The organism is Escherichia sp. KS167_9B, assembly GCF_030295215.1.
Lineage (GTDB): Bacteria > Pseudomonadota > Gammaproteobacteria > Enterobacterales > Enterobacteriaceae > Escherichia > Escherichia coli_F.
Genome location: NZ_AP025754.1, coordinates 4,713,934 through 4,732,173, shown reverse-complemented (window position 1 = coordinate 4,732,173; position 18,240 = coordinate 4,713,934). Strand labels below are relative to the sequence as shown.

15 protein-coding genes and 1 pseudogene are annotated in these 18,240 nt (G+C 50.2%); 10 read left to right on the top strand and 6 right to left on the bottom strand.

Features of this window, described 5'->3' with window-relative positions; translation table 11 throughout:
• Positions 1–33 precede the first annotated feature (33 nt).
• Genes QUE34_RS23660 through QUE34_RS23640 form a run of 5 tightly spaced genes read left to right on the top strand, consistent with a single transcriptional unit; the run spans position 34 to position 4,662 of the window.
• Entirely contained in the window at positions 34–1,020 is a 987-nt protein-coding gene (locus QUE34_RS23660) for an STM4014 family protein (RefSeq protein WP_032304190.1), read from the top strand.
• Complete coding sequence (locus QUE34_RS23655; RefSeq protein ID WP_032304189.1) at positions 1,013–1,885, top strand: STM4013/SEN3800 family hydrolase; 873 nt, start codon at positions 1,013–1,015, stop codon at positions 1,883–1,885. The genes QUE34_RS23660 and QUE34_RS23655 overlap by 8 nt, the downstream gene beginning before the upstream one ends.
• Entirely contained in the window at positions 1,878–3,116 is a 1,239-nt protein-coding gene (locus QUE34_RS23650; protein WP_103253698.1) for an STM4012 family radical SAM protein, read from the top strand. The genes QUE34_RS23655 and QUE34_RS23650 overlap by 8 nt, the downstream gene beginning before the upstream one ends.
• Complete coding sequence (locus QUE34_RS23645; protein ID WP_032304186.1) at positions 3,113–3,970, top strand: STM4011 family radical SAM protein; 858 nt, start codon at positions 3,113–3,115, stop codon at positions 3,968–3,970. The genes QUE34_RS23650 and QUE34_RS23645 overlap by 4 nt, the downstream gene beginning before the upstream one ends.
• Positions 3,967–4,662, top strand: a complete 696-nt coding sequence (locus tag QUE34_RS23640; RefSeq protein ID WP_032304184.1) for a Cof-type HAD-IIB family hydrolase — start codon at positions 3,967–3,969, stop codon at positions 4,660–4,662. The genes QUE34_RS23645 and QUE34_RS23640 overlap by 4 nt, the downstream gene beginning before the upstream one ends.
• Before the next feature lie 90 nt (positions 4,663–4,752).
• On the opposite strand, the gene typA is transcribed toward QUE34_RS23640, so the two are convergent.
• Positions 4,753–6,576, bottom strand: a complete 1,824-nt coding sequence (gene typA / locus QUE34_RS23635; protein ID WP_000570668.1) for a ribosome-dependent GTPase TypA — start codon at positions 6,574–6,576, stop codon at positions 4,753–4,755.
• 372 nt (positions 6,577–6,948) lie between these two features.
• Between typA and glnA the strand changes: the two genes are divergently transcribed.
• From glnA to QUE34_RS23615, 4 genes are all read left to right on the top strand, one after another.
• The gene (gene glnA, locus QUE34_RS23630) at positions 6,949–8,358 is read left to right on the top strand and encodes a glutamate--ammonia ligase (RefSeq protein ID WP_001271704.1); all 1,410 of its coding nucleotides are present in this window, start codon (positions 6,949–6,951) and stop codon (positions 8,356–8,358) included.
• Between the two features lie 174 nt (positions 8,359–8,532).
• Positions 8,533–9,582 (top strand): nitrogen regulation protein NR(II), encoded by a 1,050-nt coding sequence (glnL, locus tag QUE34_RS23625; protein WP_000190577.1) that lies wholly within the window; start codon positions 8,533–8,535, stop codon positions 9,580–9,582.
• A gap of 11 nt (positions 9,583–9,593) precedes the next feature.
• Entirely contained in the window at positions 9,594–11,003 is a 1,410-nt protein-coding gene (gene glnG, locus QUE34_RS23620) for a nitrogen regulation protein NR(I) (protein WP_001353709.1), read from the top strand.
• Between the two features lie 111 nt (positions 11,004–11,114).
• Entirely contained in the window at positions 11,115–11,225 is a 111-nt protein-coding gene (locus QUE34_RS23615; protein ID WP_000893994.1) for a YshB family small membrane protein, read from the top strand.
• A 228-nt stretch (positions 11,226–11,453) separates the two neighbouring features.
• Here QUE34_RS23615 and hemN read toward each other — a convergent pair whose 3' ends face one another.
• The 3 genes and pseudogenes from hemN to QUE34_RS23600 all read right to left on the bottom strand — a co-directional run bounded on the left by hemN (position 11,454) and on the right by QUE34_RS23600 (position 13,810).
• The gene (gene hemN / locus QUE34_RS23610) at positions 11,454–12,827 is read right to left on the bottom strand and encodes an oxygen-independent coproporphyrinogen III oxidase (protein WP_000116096.1); all 1,374 of its coding nucleotides are present in this window, start codon (positions 12,825–12,827) and stop codon (positions 11,454–11,456) included.
• 188 nt (positions 12,828–13,015) lie between these two features.
• Positions 13,016–13,525 (bottom strand): Der GTPase-activating protein YihI, encoded by a 510-nt coding sequence (gene yihI / locus QUE34_RS23605; RefSeq protein ID WP_001295266.1) that lies wholly within the window; start codon positions 13,523–13,525, stop codon positions 13,016–13,018.
• Between the two features lie 118 nt (positions 13,526–13,643).
• Positions 13,644–13,810 (bottom strand): annotated as a pseudogene (locus QUE34_RS23600) (hypothetical protein).
• Between the two features lie 296 nt (positions 13,811–14,106).
• Here QUE34_RS23600 and yihA point away from each other — a divergent pair.
• Entirely contained in the window at positions 14,107–14,739 is a 633-nt protein-coding gene (gene yihA / locus QUE34_RS23595; protein WP_032304183.1) for a ribosome biogenesis GTP-binding protein YihA/YsxC, read from the top strand.
• A 168-nt stretch (positions 14,740–14,907) separates the two neighbouring features.
• On the opposite strand, the gene spfP is transcribed toward yihA, so the two are convergent.
• Positions 14,908–14,955 (bottom strand): small protein SpfP, encoded by a 48-nt coding sequence (gene spfP, locus QUE34_RS28680; protein WP_071892919.1) that lies wholly within the window; start codon positions 14,953–14,955, stop codon positions 14,908–14,910.
• Between the two features lie 165 nt (positions 14,956–15,120).
• Positions 15,121–17,907: a DNA polymerase I gene (polA, locus tag QUE34_RS23590; protein WP_032304182.1), complete on the bottom strand. Its 2,787-nt coding sequence runs from the start codon at positions 17,905–17,907 to the stop codon at positions 15,121–15,123.
• Positions 17,908–18,240: the final 333 nt, after the last annotated feature.

Sequence of the window (18,240 nt, the reverse complement as noted above, 5' to 3'; positions counted from 1 at the left end):
CTCCCATTATTTATCACAGAAAAGGAATTCTTCGTGATTACGCTAATTGGTCATCCTGAAAGCAAACGCACATTTTATTTTTGCCAGGCAGCGTCACGCTTACAGGAACATATCAACGTAGTGAGCTATGATCAAGCACTTACCCTGCTCTTAAATAAAGGCATGGTAAAAATCGATCCCCCCTTACATCAGGAAACAGATATTCGCTTAATTAATACGGTTAGCCAAAACTATATTACTTTTTTACAAAAAATGGCTACCAGAAGGGAGATCCGTTTTATTAACTCACCAGAAGGTATTATTCATCTTCTGGATAAACGCCACTGTAAGCAACGATTAGTCGAACACGCGATCCCGACACCGCCAATATTAGCGGATGATATCCGTAGCTACGATCAACTGATCGCCTGTATGCGCAGCGAAAAGGTTTATCGCGTGTTTATTAAGCCGAATTTCGGATCAGGGGCCGCCGGGGTGCTGGCTTTGAGTCTACATCCCGGCGATAACCGTCAGGTGCTTTATTGCGCCATCCAGGTTGCAGGTGACAGGCTGGTGAACAGTAAACATATTATCCGCTATGAAAACAGCGGTGATATTACGTTGATTGTGAATGCTATTTTACAACAAGACAATATTATCGAACGCTGGCTGGCAAAAGCCAGAGTGGGCAATAAAAGCTACGATTTACGCATCGTGTACGTTAATGGTGAAATCGTCTGGCGGGTTGTCAGAACATCATCACAGCCGATCACCAATTTACATTTACAAAATGAAGCTATCCGTTTTGCCGATCTTAATTTACCCGTAGAAAAAGTAGCTGAAATTGATACGCTTTGTCTCAACGCCATGACCCTCTATCCGGACGTACACATTGCCGGGCTTGACGTATTACTCACGCAAAATTTAACACCCTATATTATCGAAATTAACGGCCAGGGCGATCTTATTTATCAGGACACCTGCGAAAAAAACAAAATTTATCAACGCCAGATTCAGGTAATGAGAGAACATCATGTATAACGTAACAGACGAAGTACCGGAAAATACCCGCACGGCAATCCATTCCTGCGATGGCGAAATCAATCTGAATGATTTAATTGCCAGGGAAGCCAATATCCTGTTTGTGGTGCTTGATTCCCTGCGTTTTGATATTGCGTTTCAGGAACAAGAGGCGGGAAATACACCAAATATTAACCGCTATGGTCGCTGGATAAAGTGTGAAGCCGCTGGCAATTTTACCTGGCCTTCGCATCATTCGATGTTCTCTGGTTTTATGCCTAAGCCGCTGGAAGCTGCACCTGGTCATTCAATGCTCTTTTTCCCGAAAGATATTGGTTTAGGTCGTTTAGGGCCAAAAAATGCGTTCGCGTTCAGCGAAGAGACGTGGATTAAAGGGCTGGAAAACAAAGGTTACCGCACTATCTGCGTGGGTGGCGTCTCCTTTTTTAATAACCGCTCAGGGATGGGAAAAGTGTTCCCGGCGATGTTTAAAGAGAGTTACTGGTATCCTAATTTCTCCTGCACGGTGAAAGAGAGCATGGATAATCAGCTCACCTTAATTAACAAAAAGGTGAACGCTGAACAGCCGCTGATGATGTATATCAATATCGACACCATTCATTATCCGAATCATTTTTATATTGAAAATGCCAAACCTGGCGATACGGTAGAAACTCACGCCGCTGCCCTGCATTATATTGATGCCAGAATCGAAAAACTTTTCGATATCTTTCGGCAAACCGGGCGGGAGACGTTAGTTATTCTCTGTTCCGATCATGGCACCTGCTACGGGGAAGACGGTAAATATTTCCACAGTTTTAACCATCCGATTGTGAATACCGTACCCTATTTTCACTTTGTGTTAGACGGCAAAGACCATGAATAATGAATCGATTTATCAGCAATATATGTACAGTTACCCGCATAAGACCGCTTATCGGGAATTAAACAATATTGCTTTTGCGGATGTGAAATCGCGTATTTACGAGCATAAAACACATCTCTATATTCATATGCCTTTTTGCCAGAGCCGCTGCGGGTTTTGTAATCTCTTTACCTGCACGGGGGCAGACAATGCCTTTATCGACAACTACATAGAAGCAATTATTATCCAGGCCCGGCAAATGCAACTTGCGCCTGTAGACTGGGCCAGTTTTACCATTGGCGGCGGTACGCCACTACTGCTTAATACCGGGCAACTGTCACGGTTGTTTCGCGGGGTGTTTGACGAATTACAGGTCGATGCGCAGATTTTTAAGGCAATTGAAACATCGCCTTCCGATACCACCGCCGAAAAGGTCGCGTTATTGCGCCAGCTTGCGGTAAACCGCGTCAGTATTGGCATTCAGAGTTTTAACGATCTGGAACTTGCCACATTACACCGCCGCCATAGTGCGGAAAATGCCCATCGGGCGCTGGAGCTACTGCGCAGGGGTAATTTCCCGATAATCAATATTGATATTATTTACGGTATTCCTGGTCAAACAGCCGCAAGTTTAATGGCGTCGCTTAATCAAGCATTAGATTATCAGCCTGACGAACTGTTTCTGTACCCGCTATATAACATGCCGCGTCAGCCGGATATGTATAGCCTCTATATTGAAGCCCGCGATCGCTTATTGCATGAAGGTTATACGCAAACGTCAATGCGCCGTTTTGTGCGGGTGAATAATGATTCGGCGGCTGAAAGTTGTGGCTTTGAAAATTCGCTGGCGCTTGGCGCGGGCGGGCGCAGTTATCTTGGCAATTTACATTACTGCACGCCGTGGTCGCAAAACCAGCCCGCATCGCGGCAAATTGTCACGGATTTTATCGCCCGGCCAGATAAGACCCAGATTCACCACGGCTATGTACTTTCACAAGCAGAAATGAAGCGGCGTTTTATTATCAAGAATCTCTTTTTCTATAAGGGGCTTTCGTTACGGGATTATCAGCACCAGTTCTTCTCTGAGGTATTAAGCGATTTTCCCCTGCTGGGCGATTTCATCAAACAAGATTACTGCCACCAGCAGGATAATCGTATTCTGCTCACCGCGCAGGGTTTAGCGCTTTCGGACCAGCTTGGCCCGCTGTTTATCTCCCCGGAAGTTCGCAGGCTGGAGACGCATAAACGATGACGCTCAAGCAGATCCAGACGCTGATTTATCGCGGCGAGATAAAGTCGTGTAATTATCGCTGTGGTTATTGCCCTTTTCATAAACAAGACCGCAATGATAAACAGCAGGATGAAGTGGCATTATGGCGCATGGTTGAACATTTACCGGCGCTGGGTTCACCATTAAATGTATTTATTACGCCCTACGGCGAAGCATTGCGTTATCGTTATTATATGGCGGCGATGGCGGAAATCAGCCGCTATTCCCATGTGCAGGCGGTGGGTATTCAGACCAACGCCTCTTTTAATTTATCCACCTTAGTCGCGACTTTTCAGCACTCTCAGGGCGATTTAGCAAAGCTGCGGCTGTGGTGTTCGTTTCATCCTTCCCAGGCAAGTAAAGAAGTTTTCCTTAAACAGTTACTGGCAATTAAGGACACGGGGATTACCTGTTCTGTGGGGGCCGTCGCCAGCGTAGCCGACTATGACGAATTACAGTGGTTACGCGCGCATCTTCCTCCCGATATCTATTTCTGGCTAAACGCCAATGAGCGCGATAAAAGGCCCACCAGCGACGAAAGAAATAGCCAGTTTCAGTTGCTGGACCCGCTTTATTATCTGGAAACCAGCCTCTGGCCTGCCAATGTCGAGTTTTGTCTGGGCGGCAAAAAGAGCGTGTTTATGAATGCTGATGGCGATCTCTTCGCCTGTAATATCAGCAAAATTAAGATTGGCAATTTATATCAACAGCAACTTTCATCTCCGTCTTGTATGTCCAGGCACTGTCACTGTTATCTGGCTTATCACCTGCGTGAGGATATTCCGGCCCTCTCACAATTTGATGCTGAACGCTGCTTTCGGATCTTCTCGTTATGATCTGGCGGTTAATCGCGCTCGATTTAGACGGCACATTGCTGAACAGCAAGAAGATGATTTCCCCTGCGTCTGTTTCGGCACTGCAAAGCGCACAACAGGCAGGTGTGAAAATTATCCTCGCCACCGGACGTTCGCACAGCGAAGCCCTGCCTTATTACCAACAATTGCAGTTAACCGAGCCGATGATTTGCTGTAACGGCAGCTATCTTTATCATCCGCGCCAGCGGCAAATATTGCGTCCGCTGGCGCTTGATATCCACAAGGTGGAAAGGCTACGACTCTGGTTTTCACAACAAATATTGCAGCCAAATATTTATACGTACGATGATTTTGTTTTGCAGATTAGCCTGATACACCGCAAGGCTTCGTTATTGCGCCAGACAGAGGAATTTGCCCGACAAGAATTATCGCTGGCCTGTAGCTGGTCCTGGCATCATCAACTGGATATTACACAGGTGGGGTGTGAGAAAGGCAAAAGTCTGGCCTGGTATGCCCGACAGCAAAATATCGTGCTGGATGAAATCATCGCCTTTGGCGATAACGATAATGATGCGGGGATGCTGCGGATGGTAGGCAAAGGGATTGCGATGGGCAATGGCAGTTCGCTGGCAAAAGTCAGTGCTGACCGCGTTATTGGTCACAACAACACAGATGCTATTGCGGATTTTCTTGATGCGCAGGGTTTCAGATGACGCCTGATGCGATGCTGACGCATCTTATCAGGCCTACAAAAGCAAAAAACCTGCCATCGCTGGCAGGTTTTTTATGACTAAAAAACGAAATTAATCGTCTTTCGGTGCGCGGTTGGCGCGACGACGATCGTTTTCCGTCAGGTGACGTTTACGAATACGGATAGAGGTCGGAGTCACTTCTACCAGTTCGTCATCATCGATGAACTCCAGCGCTTGTTCCAGCGTCATGCGGATAGGCGGAACCAGAACAACGGCTTCGTCAGTACCGGAAGCACGCATGTTGGTCAGTTTCTTACCGGTCAGACAGTTTACAGTCAGGTCGTTAGAACGGCTGTGAATACCGATAATCTGACCTTCGTAAACTTCTGCACCGTGACCGAGGAACAGCTTACCGCGATCCTGCAGACCGAACAGCGCGAACGCGACCGCTTTACCCTGACCGTTAGAGATCAGTACGCCGTTCTGACGCTGACCCACTTCACCCGGACGCACGTCGTCGTAGTGGCTGAAGGTGGAGTACAACAGACCCGTACCAGAGGTCATGGTCATGAACTCAGAACGGAAGCCAATCAGACCACGGCTTGGGATCACGTAGTCGAGACGTACGCGGCCTTTACCGTCTGGATTCATGTTTTTCAGGTCGCCTTTACGTTCGCCCAGCGCCTGCATCACAGAACCCTGATGCTGTTCTTCAACGTCCAGCGTCACGTTTTCATACGGCTCTTGTTTACGACCGTCGATTTCACGGAAGATAACTTTCGGACGGGATACCGCCAGTTCGAAACCTTCACGACGCATGTTTTCGATCAGAACAGACAGGTGCAGTTCGCCACGACCAGAAACGCGGAACGCATCGGCGTCTTCAGTTTCTTCTACGCGCAGCGCAACGTTGTGTACCAGTTCTTTGTTCAGACGATCCAGAATCTGACGAGACGTTACGAACTTACCTTCTTTACCGCAGAACGGCGAGGTGTTAACGCAGAAGAACATAGAAACGGTCGGCTCATCAACGGAGAGTGCCGGCAGCGCTTCAACGTTTTGCGTGTCGCAAACGGTGTCAGAAATGTTCAGTTCGCCCAGGCCCGTGATCGCCACGATATCGCCAGCTTCCGCCAGATCGGTTTCGATACGTTCCAGACCGAGGTGGCCCAGCACTTTACCGACTTTCGCGTTGCGGGTTTTGCCTTCGCTATCGATGATAGTAACTTGCTGGTTCGGCTTCACTTTACCGCGCTTGATGCGGCCAATGCCGATAACGCCAACATAGCTGTTGTAATCGAGCTGAGAAATCTGCATCTGGAACGGACCGTCAAGGTCAACGTCCGGCGCAGGAACGTGGTCAACAATTGCCTGATACAGCGGGGTCATGTCTTCCGCCATATCTTCGTGGTCCAGACCGGCGATACCGTTCAGCGCAGAAGCGTAAACGATCGGGAAGTCCAGCTGCTCGTCGGTCGCGTCGAGGTTAACGAACAGGTCGAATACCTGATCCACAACCCAGTCAGGACGCGCGCCAGGGCGGTCAACTTTGTTGATAACAACAATTGGCTTCAGGCCGTAAGCAAACGCTTTTTTGGTTACGAAGCGCGTTTGCGGCATCGGGCCGTCAAATGCGTCAACCACCAGCAGCACTGAGTCTACCATGGACATTACACGTTCAACTTCACCACCGAAGTCGGCGTGCCCCGGGGTATCAACGATGTTGATACGGTAATCATTCCATTTGATAGCGGTGTTTTTCGCGAGGATGGTAATCCCACGCTCTTTCTCCAAATCGTTGGAGTCCATCACGCGCTCTTGGGTTTCGGCACGAGAGTCGAACGTACCGGATTGTTGGAGCAGCTTGTCTACCAGGGTGGTTTTACCATGGTCTACGTGCGCGATGATGGCGATATTACGCAATTTTTCGATCACAACTTTGCCTCAGGCATTAGAAATAGCGCGTTATTGTACACGGATTAATCGCACTACAAAACAGGATCACAAACATCCTCCGCAAACAAGTATTGCAGAGTCCCTTTGTGATCGCTTTCACGGAGCATAAAAAGGGTTATCCAAAGGTCATTGCACCAATATGGTGCTTAATGTTTCCATTGAAGCACTATATTGGTGCAATATTCACATCGTGGTGCAGCCCTTTTGCACGATGGTGCGCATGATAACGCCTTTTAGGGGCAATTTAAAAGTTGGCACAGTTTTCGCTTTATCTTTTTTACGGCGACACGGCCAAAATAATTGCAGATTTCGTTACCACGACGACCATGACCAATCCAGGAGAGTTAAAGTATGTCCGCTGAACACGTACTGACGATGCTGAACGAGCACGAAGTGAAGTTTGTTGATTTGCGCTTCACCGATACCAAAGGTAAAGAACAGCACGTCACTATCCCTGCTCATCAGGTGAATGCTGAATTCTTCGAAGAAGGCAAAATGTTTGACGGCTCCTCGATTGGCGGCTGGAAAGGCATTAACGAATCCGACATGGTGCTGATGCCAGACGCATCCACCGCAGTGATTGACCCGTTCTTCGCGGACTCTACCCTGATTATCCGTTGCGATATCCTTGAACCAGGCACCCTGCAAGGCTATGACCGTGACCCGCGTTCCATCGCGAAGCGCGCTGAAGATTACCTGCGTTCTACTGGCATTGCCGACACCGTACTGTTCGGGCCAGAACCTGAATTCTTCCTGTTCGATGACATCCGTTTCGGCGCGTCTATCTCCGGTTCTCATGTTGCCATCGACGATATCGAAGGTGCATGGAACTCCTCCACCAAATATGAAGGTGGTAACAAAGGTCACCGTCCGGCAGTGAAAGGCGGTTACTTCCCGGTTCCGCCGGTAGACTCTGCTCAGGATATCCGTTCTGAAATGTGTCTGGTGATGGAACAGATGGGACTGGTAGTTGAAGCCCATCACCACGAAGTAGCGACTGCTGGTCAGAACGAAGTGGCTACCCGCTTCAATACCATGACCAAAAAAGCTGACGAAATTCAGATCTACAAATATGTTGTGCACAACGTAGCACACCGCTTCGGTAAAACCGCGACCTTTATGCCAAAACCGATGTTCGGTGATAACGGCTCCGGTATGCACTGCCACATGTCACTGTCTAAAAACGGCGTCAACCTGTTCGCTGGCGACAAATATGCAGGTCTGTCTGAGCAGGCGTTGTACTACATTGGCGGCGTAATCAAACACGCTAAAGCAATTAACGCCCTGGCAAACCCGACCACCAACTCTTACAAGCGTCTGGTCCCGGGCTACGAAGCACCGGTAATGCTGGCTTACTCTGCGCGCAACCGTTCTGCGTCTATCCGTATTCCAGTGGTTTCTTCTCCGAAAGCACGTCGTATCGAAGTCCGTTTCCCGGACCCAGCGGCTAACCCGTACCTGTGCTTTGCTGCCCTGCTGATGGCCGGTCTTGATGGTATCAAGAACAAGATCCACCCAGGCGAAGCCATGGACAAAAACCTGTATGACCTGCCGCCAGAAGAAGCGAAAGAGATCCCACAGGTTGCAGGCTCTCTGGAAGAAGCACTGAACGAACTGGATCTGGACCGCGAGTTCCTGAAAGCCGGTGGCGTGTTCACTGACGAAGCCATTGATGCGTACATCGCTCTGCGTCGCGAAGAAAATGACCGCGTGCGTATGACTCCGCATCCGGTAGAGTTTGAGCTGTACTACAGCGTCTAATAGTTGAAGTTGTACTACCCGGTGCTAAGAAGGCCGGGATTTAGTTGCCGTGGAAACTTTCAGCCCATCTCTGCATGGGCTTTTTTCTCCGTAACTTCTTTGATGCTTCGCGCTTTTTATCCGTAAAAAGCTATAATGCACTAAAATGGTGCAACCTGTTCAGGAGACTGCTTTATGGCAACAGGCACGCAGCCCGATGCTGGGCAGATCCTCAACTCGCTGATTAACAGTATTTTGTTAATTGATGACAACCTGGCGATCCATTACGCCAACCCCGCCGCACAACAACTGCTCGCTCAAAGCTCCCGCAAATTGTTTGGTACACCGTTACCGGAACTGTTGAGCTACTTCTCATTAAATATCGAGCTGATGCAAGAAAGTCTTGAGGCGGGGCAAGGTTTTACCGATAACGAAGTGACGCTGGTCATCGACGGGCGCTCGCATATCCTTTCTGTGACGGCCCAGCGTATGCCGGACGGCATGATCCTGCTGGAGATGGCACCGATGGATAACCAGCGCCGCTTAAGTCAGGAACAGCTACAGCACGCCCAGCAGGTTGCTGCCCGTGATTTAGTGCGCGGCCTGGCGCATGAGATTAAAAATCCGCTTGGCGGTTTACGTGGCGCGGCCCAGTTGCTCAGCAAAGCATTACCTGACCCGTCACTGCTCGAATATACCAAAGTGATTATCGAACAGGCGGACCGGCTGCGAAATCTGGTCGACCGTCTGTTGGGGCCGCAGCTGCCTGGTACGCGCGTTACCGAAAGTATTCACAAAGTGGCTGAACGCGTGGTGACGTTGGTGTCGATGGAACTGCCGGACAACGTGCGGTTGATTCGTGATTACGACCCCAGCCTGCCGGAACTGGCGCACGACCCGGATCAAATTGAACAGGTATTGCTGAATATTGTGCGCAATGCACTTCAGGCGCTGGGGCCGGAAGGTGGTGAAATCATTCTGCGTACCCGCACCGCGTTTCAACTGACTTTACACGGCGAGCGCTATCGGCTGGCGGCGCGGATTGATGTGGAAGATAACGGGCCAGGCATTCCGCCTCATTTGCAGGATACGCTGTTTTACCCGATGGTCAGCGGCCGCGAAGGTGGCACCGGGCTTGGCTTATCCATCGCCCGTAATTTGATTGATCAGCATTCAGGCAAAATTGAATTTACCAGTTGGCCAGGTCATACCGAGTTCTCGGTTTACCTGCCTATCAGGAAATAAAGGTGACGTTTATGCAACGAGGGATAGTCTGGGTAGTCGATGACGATAGTTCCATCCGTTGGGTGCTTGAACGTGCGCTCGCTGGAGCAGGTTTAACCTGTACGACGTTTGAGAACGGCGCGGAAGTGCTGGAGGCGCTGGCGAGCAAAACACCGGATGTACTGCTGTCGGATATCCGTATGCCGGGAATGGACGGGCTTGCGCTGCTCAAGCAGATTAAACAGCGCCATCCGATGCTTCCGGTCATCATTATGACCGCACATTCCGATCTGGATGCTGCCGTCAGCGCCTATCAACAAGGGGCGTTTGATTATCTGCCTAAACCATTTGATATCGACGAAGCCGTGGCGCTGGTTGAGCGCGCCATCAGCCATTATCAGGAACAGCAGCAACCGCGTAATGTTCAGCTTAACGGCCCGACGACCGATATCATCGGCGAAGCGCCAGCCATGCAGGACGTGTTCCGGATTATCGGTCGGCTTTCACGTTCTTCTATTAGTGTGCTGATTAACGGCGAGTCCGGTACCGGTAAAGAATTGGTCGCTCATGCCCTGCATCGCCACAGTCCGCGAGCCAAAGCGCCGTTTATCGCGCTGAATATGGCGGCTATCCCGAAGGATTTGATCGAATCAGAACTGTTCGGTCACGAGAAAGGCGCGTTTACCGGCGCGAATACCATTCGTCAGGGGCGTTTTGAACAGGCCGATGGCGGCACGTTATTCCTCGATGAAATTGGCGATATGCCGCTCGATGTACAGACGCGTTTGCTGCGCGTGCTGGCAGACGGTCAGTTTTATCGCGTTGGCGGTTATGCGCCGGTGAAAGTGGATGTGCGGATTATCGCTGCGACCCACCAGAATCTCGAACAGCGGGTACAGGAAGGCAAGTTCCGTGAGGATTTGTTCCACCGCCTGAACGTTATCCGCGTTCATCTGCCGCCATTGCGCGAGCGTCGGGAAGATATTCCCCGTCTGGCACGCCATTTTTTACAGGTTGCCGCGCGCGAACTGGGCGTAGAAGCGAAGTTGCTGCATCCGGAAACCGAAGCCGCGCTGACGCGTCTGGCATGGCCGGGTAACGTGCGCCAGCTGGAAAACACCTGCCGCTGGCTAACGGTGATGGCCGCCGGGCAGGAAGTGTTGATTCAGGATTTGCCAGGCGAACTGTTTGAATCAACCGTAGCGGAAAGCCCTTCGCAATTACAGCCGGACAGTTGGGCAACGCTGTTAGCGCAGTGGGCAGACAGAGCGCTACGTTCCGGTCATCAAAACCTGCTTTCCGAAGCGCAGCCTGAGCTTGAGCGGACATTACTGACAACCGCGTTGCGACATACGCAGGGGCATAAACAGGAAGCGGCGCGGCTACTCGGCTGGGGGCGTAACACACTGACGCGGAAGTTAAAAGAGCTGGGGATGGAGTGATTCACGGCTTGTGTGTAAAGATTGATTATTGAGCGCAAATTGCTGGTATTTTGCGCTTTACTGTTCCGATAAGTTCAGTATGATCTTGCCCGGAAAACGGGGAGAGTCATTATGCTGGAATCAATAATTAATCTCGTATCGAGTGGCGCAGTTGACAGCCACACACCACAAACTGCTGTTGCTGCTGTTCTGTGTGCCGCGATGATTGGGCTGTTTAGCTGAAGCTCGTTGTTTATGCCGGATGCGGAGAAAGTCGTAGGCCTGATAAGACGCGACCAGCGTCGCATCAGGCATCATGCTCAGATGCCGGATGCAGCGTAAACGCCTTATCCGGCCTACAAAAGCAATAATTTCAACAGGTTTTCTTAACCAGCGCATCAAGCAATCTTGTTCTCAGCACATTGATGGCGCTTTCGTTTTCTACTTTGTAAACGAAGCGCCATTCACCATTTAAATCACCCGTGAGAACTGCTGCATCCGCGCTTTCTGGCGCAGATAGGTATCAAAGCACATGCAAATGTTGCGGATCAGCAGGCGACCTTTCGCCGTTACCTGAATCCCCTTCTCATCCACATCCACCAGCCCATCTTTTGCTAACGGGGCGAGCAGCTTGAGATCTTCTGCAAAGTAGTCAGCGAAGAGCAAATCCCACTGTTGCTCAATAGGGGCGTAATCCAGACGGAAGTTGCAGATGAGCGACTTAATCACATCGCGGCGAATACAGTCATCACGCGTTAGCGCAATACCACGCCACAGCGCATTGCCTTGTTCATCCACTTGCTGATAGTACTGCTTCAACTCTTTCTGGTTCTGCGCGTAGCAGTCGCCAATCATGCTGATGGCGGAAACGCCCATCCCCAGCAGATCGGTATCGCCCTGAGTGGTGTAGCCCTGGAAGTTACGATGCAGCACGCCTTCACGCTGGGCCACCGCCAGCTCGTCATCCGGACGGGCAAAGTGATCCATACCGATAAACTGATAGCCCGATTGTGTCAGGAAGGCGATGGTTTCCTGCAGGATATCGAGTTTTTGCTGCGGACTCGGCAGGTCAGCATCTTTGATTTTACGCTGAGCAGCAAAAATGGTCGGCAAATGCGCGTAGTTAAAGACACTCAGGCGATCGGGGTTAAGTTCCGCCACGCGTTTCAGGGTAAAGGCGAAACTCTCCGGCGTTTGTTTCGGCAGGCCGTAAATCAGGTCGATGTTGGTGGAGGTAAAGCCAATCTCACGCGCATGGTTAAGCAGTGCAAAGATGAACTCTTCATCCTGCTCGCGGTTAACCAGACGTTGCACTTCTTTGTTGAAGTCCTGCACGCCCATGCTCAGGCGATTAAAGCCTTCGGCGCGTAAATGATCGAGTACATCCAGTTCGATTTCCCGCGGATCGACTTCGATCGAGATCTCCGCATCGGCATTGAACTGGAAGTTTTCGCGCAGCAGCTTCATCAGACGGCTGATTTGCGCTTTATTCAGATACGTCGGCGTTCCTCCGCCCCAGTGCAATTGGCTGACGTGACGCCCGGCGAACAGCGGTGCACGATGGACGATTTCTTGCTCCAGCGCGTCCAGATACTGATCGGCCTTGTGCTGCTGGCGAGTAACAATCTTATTGCAACCGCAGAAGTAACAAAGCTTATGGCAGAACGGGATATGTACGTAGAGAGATAATGGACGCTCAGGATAGCGCGCCACGGCTTGTAAAAACGCCTGTTCGCCGAAGTCTTCTGAAAACTCCAGCGCGGTTGGGTACGAGGTGTATCGTGGCCCGGAATAGTTATATTTCTGGATCAGGGCCAGATCCCAGTCGATTTGCTGTACAGACATGCTCACTCCTTCCGATGGCGTCTCTGGCGGCTACGGCGTACCGGCGGATGCCCGTTTCGGGTCATCAACCGGTTGCGCAGCCACTTTTGTCGCCGCGACAACCGCTGTAGTTTAACGAATAACCACACCAGATAACATATAACCGGAAGGGTTATCAGCAGAACGGGAAGGCCCACGGCGGCAATCCGTTAGTTGCCCCGCAGCAAACGCATCATGTCTTCTTGCTTCTCGTCTTCTTCCTCTTCTTCGTCATCGTCATAAGAGAGGCCGAGTTTCTGCATCAACTCATCAATACGATCCAGTTTGGCATCCACCCAGGATTGCTCTTCGGCGCTCAGGGTTTCGCCTGCCTCCAGACGTTCCAGCAGCGCATCCAGACGCTCATCCGTTTCCAGTAACTCCAACTCCGCCTGCGGTGAAAGCATAGGTTTCTCACTCTTCGGTTTGTGCTGTTTGGTGACTTTTTCAGTCACGCCCAATGGAATAGGGGTTTTACTGCCAATACGTGGATCTTTCGGTGCGTTCTGGCCTTTGCTGCCTGACGTGGTGTTACCGCCCGCTGCGCGGCTGCCCGGCGCATGACCACGACGTTTTTTCTGACGCTTACGGTCACGAGCTTCCTGATCCAGCTCCTCGCGTGTTTTTCGACGCGCTTTTGCATGACCTTTGCTGCGTGAGTTTGAAGATGATGGTTTCATAATGGTTCGTCTTTTAGCCGTTTTATTCAGTATAGATTTGCGGCGGAATCTAACAGAAAGCAAGCAAAGAAAAAAGGCGACAGATTACTCTGTCGCCTTTTTTCCTGACTCATAACCCTTAACGGGTCTTACAATCCTTGCAGGCCGCCAACACACCCTGTTTTTCCATTAGCCGGAACAATCCGTGTTGATTCCATTTCCGTTTAATTACGTCTCCGGACGTTTGTCTTCCTGACAATCCTCTGTCTTCGCCTCCTGGCGCTCCTGACCCTCATCCTGAGTCATTGTTCCTGTTAGCGTCCTCGCTCTATGGGTGCTACTTTACGCCTTTGCTTTAAACAAACAATCAACCGCCATCAGTATTTGCACATTTTCAGAGTTTTATATAAAAGCAATTAACTGATTTATATAGCTTATTTGACATGCATCGCAGAATTTTCTCTGCTATTTCGCATAAAGACTATCGGCAATGTCTCACAAAGCGTATGGCTTTTACTTACAACGCTCACGCCGAAAAATCCGCCTTTTATTATGGTTCAGGTATAATCACCGCAAAGCTTTGACTGACGGAGACGACCGCTTTGACTAATTTGAATTATCAACAGACGCATTTTGTGATGAGTGCGCCTGATATTCGCCACCTACCTTCCGATACCGGAATTGAAGTGGCTTTTGCAGGCCGTTCCAACGCAGGTAAATCCAGCGCGCTGAACACGCTGACTAACCAGAAAAGCCTGGCGCGGACCTCAAAAACCCCAGGGCGCACCCAGCTTATCAACCTGTTTGAAGTGGCTGACGGCAAGCGTCTGGTTGACCTGCCCGGCTATGGCTACGCGGAAGTCCCGGAAGAGATGAAGCGCAAATGGCAACGCGCGCTCGGCGAGTACCTCGAAAAACGTCAGAGCCTGCAAGGCCTGGTGGTACTCATGGATATTCGCCATCCGCTGAAAGATTTGGATCAGCAGATGATTGAGTGGGCGGTAGACAGTAATATCGCCGTACTGGTGCTGCTGACCAAAGCGGACAAACTGGCAAGCGGCGCACGTAAAGCACAATTGAATATGGTGCGTGAAGCAGTGCTGGCGTTTAACGGTGATGTGCAGGTTGAAACGTTCTCTTCGCTGAAGAAGCAAGGCGTGGACAAGCTGCGGCAGAAACTGGATACCTGGTTTAGCGAGATGCAGCCTGTAAAAGAAACGCAGGACGGCGAATAATTTTCTTGCCTTAATGCTTGTGCCGGATGTGGCGTATCCGGCCCGTAAATTCAATAGATTACACTTCTACCGTTGGCCTGATAATCAGTGCGCATCAGGCATTACGGATCTTTTCTTTCGCCCAATAAAAAACGCCCCAGTCATTACTGACTGGGGCGGCTAAAATATTCAGCCAAATCCGATTACGTGAAGTAAAAGGTCTGAAAGATAGAACATCTTACCTCTGTACCCTACGCGACTAACTTTACTCTTTTTTGTTCAGTTCAGAAAGCATTTTTTGTAATTTTTTTTCAGTTGTTGCATAGGAATTTCTAATAGCCATCACAAAACGTGACAGCTTATGTTGCTTACTTACGAAAAAAGGGCATGTTCAGGCGAATCTTAGTGCGCCTGATCCCAGTTTTCGCCACTCCCCACTTCCACCAGCAACGGCACATCCAGACGGGTACAGTTTTCCATCAGTTGATGAATCTGCTTCGCGACGGCATCGACATCATCTTTATGAACTTCAAATACCAGTTCATCGTGTACCTGCATAATCATACGCACACGCGGTTGCTCAGCTTGTAACCACGCATCAACGGCAATCATCGCTCGTTTGATAATGTCGGCGGCGGTTCCCTGCATTGGCGCGTTAATGGCTGCACGTTCAGCCGCTGCACGACGAGCACCATTGCTGGATTTGATATCCGGCAGATACAGACGGCGTCCGTCCAGCGTTTCAACGTAGCCCTGTTCTTTCGCCTGCGCACGGGTGCGCTCCATATACTCCAGCACGCCTGGGTAGCGTTCGAAGTAAAGGTCCATGTACTTCTGCGCTTCTTTACGTGGAATGTTCAATTGTCGCGCCAGACCGAAAGCACTCATGCCATAAATCAGACCAAAGTTGATCGCTTTCGCGCTACGACGTTGCTCGCTGGTGACGGTTTCCAGTGGCAAACCAAACACTTCTGCCGCCGTAGCCCGGTGGATATCTTTTCCTTCCGCGAATGCGGTCAGCAAGCCTTTGTCACGCGAGAGATGCGCCATAATGCGCAGTTCAATCTGCGAGTAGTCCGCCGAGACAATCACATAATCCTCTGGCGCAATAAACGCCTGGCGGATACGACGACCTTCTTCGTTACGCACCGGAATGTTTTGCAGGTTAGGATCGGTTGACGATAAACGTCCCGTTGCGGTTACTGCCTGGTGATAAGAGGTATGTACACGCCCGGTTTTCGGGTTGATCATCAGCGGCAGCTTGTCGGTGTAGGTCGATTTCAGCTTCGCCAGACCACGATACTCCAGAATCACTTTTGGCAACGGATAGTCCAGCGCCAGTTCTTCCAGTACCTCTTCCGACGTTGACGGCGCACCACCCGGCGTTTTCTTCAGCGGTTTAATGCCCTGTTTTTCAAACAGAATGGTTTGTAACTGCTTGGTGGAAGAAAGGTTAAATTCTTCACCTGCAATTTCATGCGCTTTCTTTTCCAGCTCAGCCAGACGTAGAGTGAGCTCTTCAGAATGATTATGAAGCACTTTCGGATCGATCTTCACACCGTTACGTTCAATGCGTGAAAGCACCGGCACCAGCGGCATTTCGATGTTCTCGAAGACGTTCAACGGCCCTTTGTGTTTTTGCAGATCCGGCCACATTTTCAGATGCAGCTGCAAGGTGACATCGGCATCTTCGGCTGCGTAACGTCCGGCCTCTTCGAGGGCAATCTGGTTAAAGGTCAGTTGATTTTTGCCTTTACCGGCAATCTCTTCAAAAGTGATGGTTTTGTGCTTCAACCAACGTTCCGCGAGGCTGTCCATATCGTGACGCCCGGCAACGCTATTGAGAATGTAGGATTCAAGCATGGTATCAAACGCAATCCCACGCAGCTCAATGCCGTAATTCGCCAGAATACCGCGATCGTATTTTAGGTTTTGCCCAACCTTCAGCGCCTTTTCATCTTCCAGCAGCGGTTTTAGCAACTCGAGTGCACGCCCGCGAGAGATTTGATCGGGCGCATCAAGATAATCATGAGCAACCGGAATATATGCCGCTACGCCTGGCTCGATAGCAAAAGAAAGCCCGACCAGGTTGGCAGAGATGTTATCGAGGCTGTCGGTTTCGGTATCAAATGCAAATACCGGCGCTTTTTCCAGCTTCGCAATCCACGCTTTCAGTATTTCTTCATCAAGGATGGTGACGTAGTTGTCATAAGAAATCACCGTTGCCGTCACTTCTGGCGCTTCGTCTGCAACACTGGTTTCCTGCGGCCTGGCTGCGGGTTTCGCCCCTTTAGCCTGTAACCATTTGCCCGCTTCGACATCAGCAGTCCAGCGTTTGAACTCATACTTTTTGAACAGCCCCAACAACTCTTCCGCCGCCGGTTGCTGCACTTCCAGTTGTTCACAGGTCAGCTCCAGTTCAACGTCGGTTTTAATCGTCGCCAGCTGGTATGAGAGATAAGCAACTTCTTTGTTTTGCTCGAGCTTCGCTGCCATTGTTTTCGCGCCACGGAAGCTCAACCCAGCAATTTTTTCTGGCTCGGCATACAGCGTATCCAGCCCGCCAAGACCTTGCAGCAATGCCTGCGCGGTTTTTTCACCGACGCCCGGTACGCCAGGGATGTTATCAGAGGAGTCACCCATCAGCGCCAGGAAGTCGATGATCAGTTCTGGCGGCACGCCGTACTTATTCACCACCTCTTCCGGGCCGAGGATGGTATTCGTCATGGTATTGATAAGCGTAATATTTGGCGTCACCAGCTGCGCCATATCTTTATCGCCAGTGCTGATCAGCACCGGACGCCCGGCTTTTTCGGCTTCGCGCGCCAGAGTACCGATAACGTCGTCCGCTTCTACGCCAGAAACCGCCAGCAGCGGCAGTCCCATCGCTTTGACCATCGCGTGCAGAGGTCCGATTTGTGCTCGCAGATCGTCCGGCATTGGCGGGCGATGTGATTTGTAATGTTCAAACAGTTCATCACGAAAGGTTTTTCCCTTGGCGTCAAAGACCACCGCTGCATGCGTCGGTTTATATTGCATGATTAGACTGCGCAGCATGTTGAGGACACCATACATCGCACCGGTCGGCTCGCCTGCGCTGTTAGTCAGCGGGGGAAACGCGTGATATGCGCGATAAAGATAAGATGAACCATCTACAAGGATAAGTGGATTTTGGGGGATCTGAACCATAATGTCCGTGCCTGTTTATCAGATTATGGGTAAAGGATGCCACAGACAGGATGAAAACATGAGTTTTTCACCGCTTTTCGTGAAAATCTTTTGTAGATCTTCTGGATCGCTCGCAAATCGTCATGTGGATAACTTTGTGCATAAATTATTTACATCACTTTTAATTTATTATCATGCTTTTTACAGCATGATGTTTGTCTTTGCTTTTCATACAGTTAAATATAAAGCCATCCCTAATAATTGTGATAATGGGATTTTTTCTAATGTGGATAGATATGAATTATTTTTCTCCTTAAGGATCATCCGTTATTTGGGGCGTTTTCTGCTAAAATC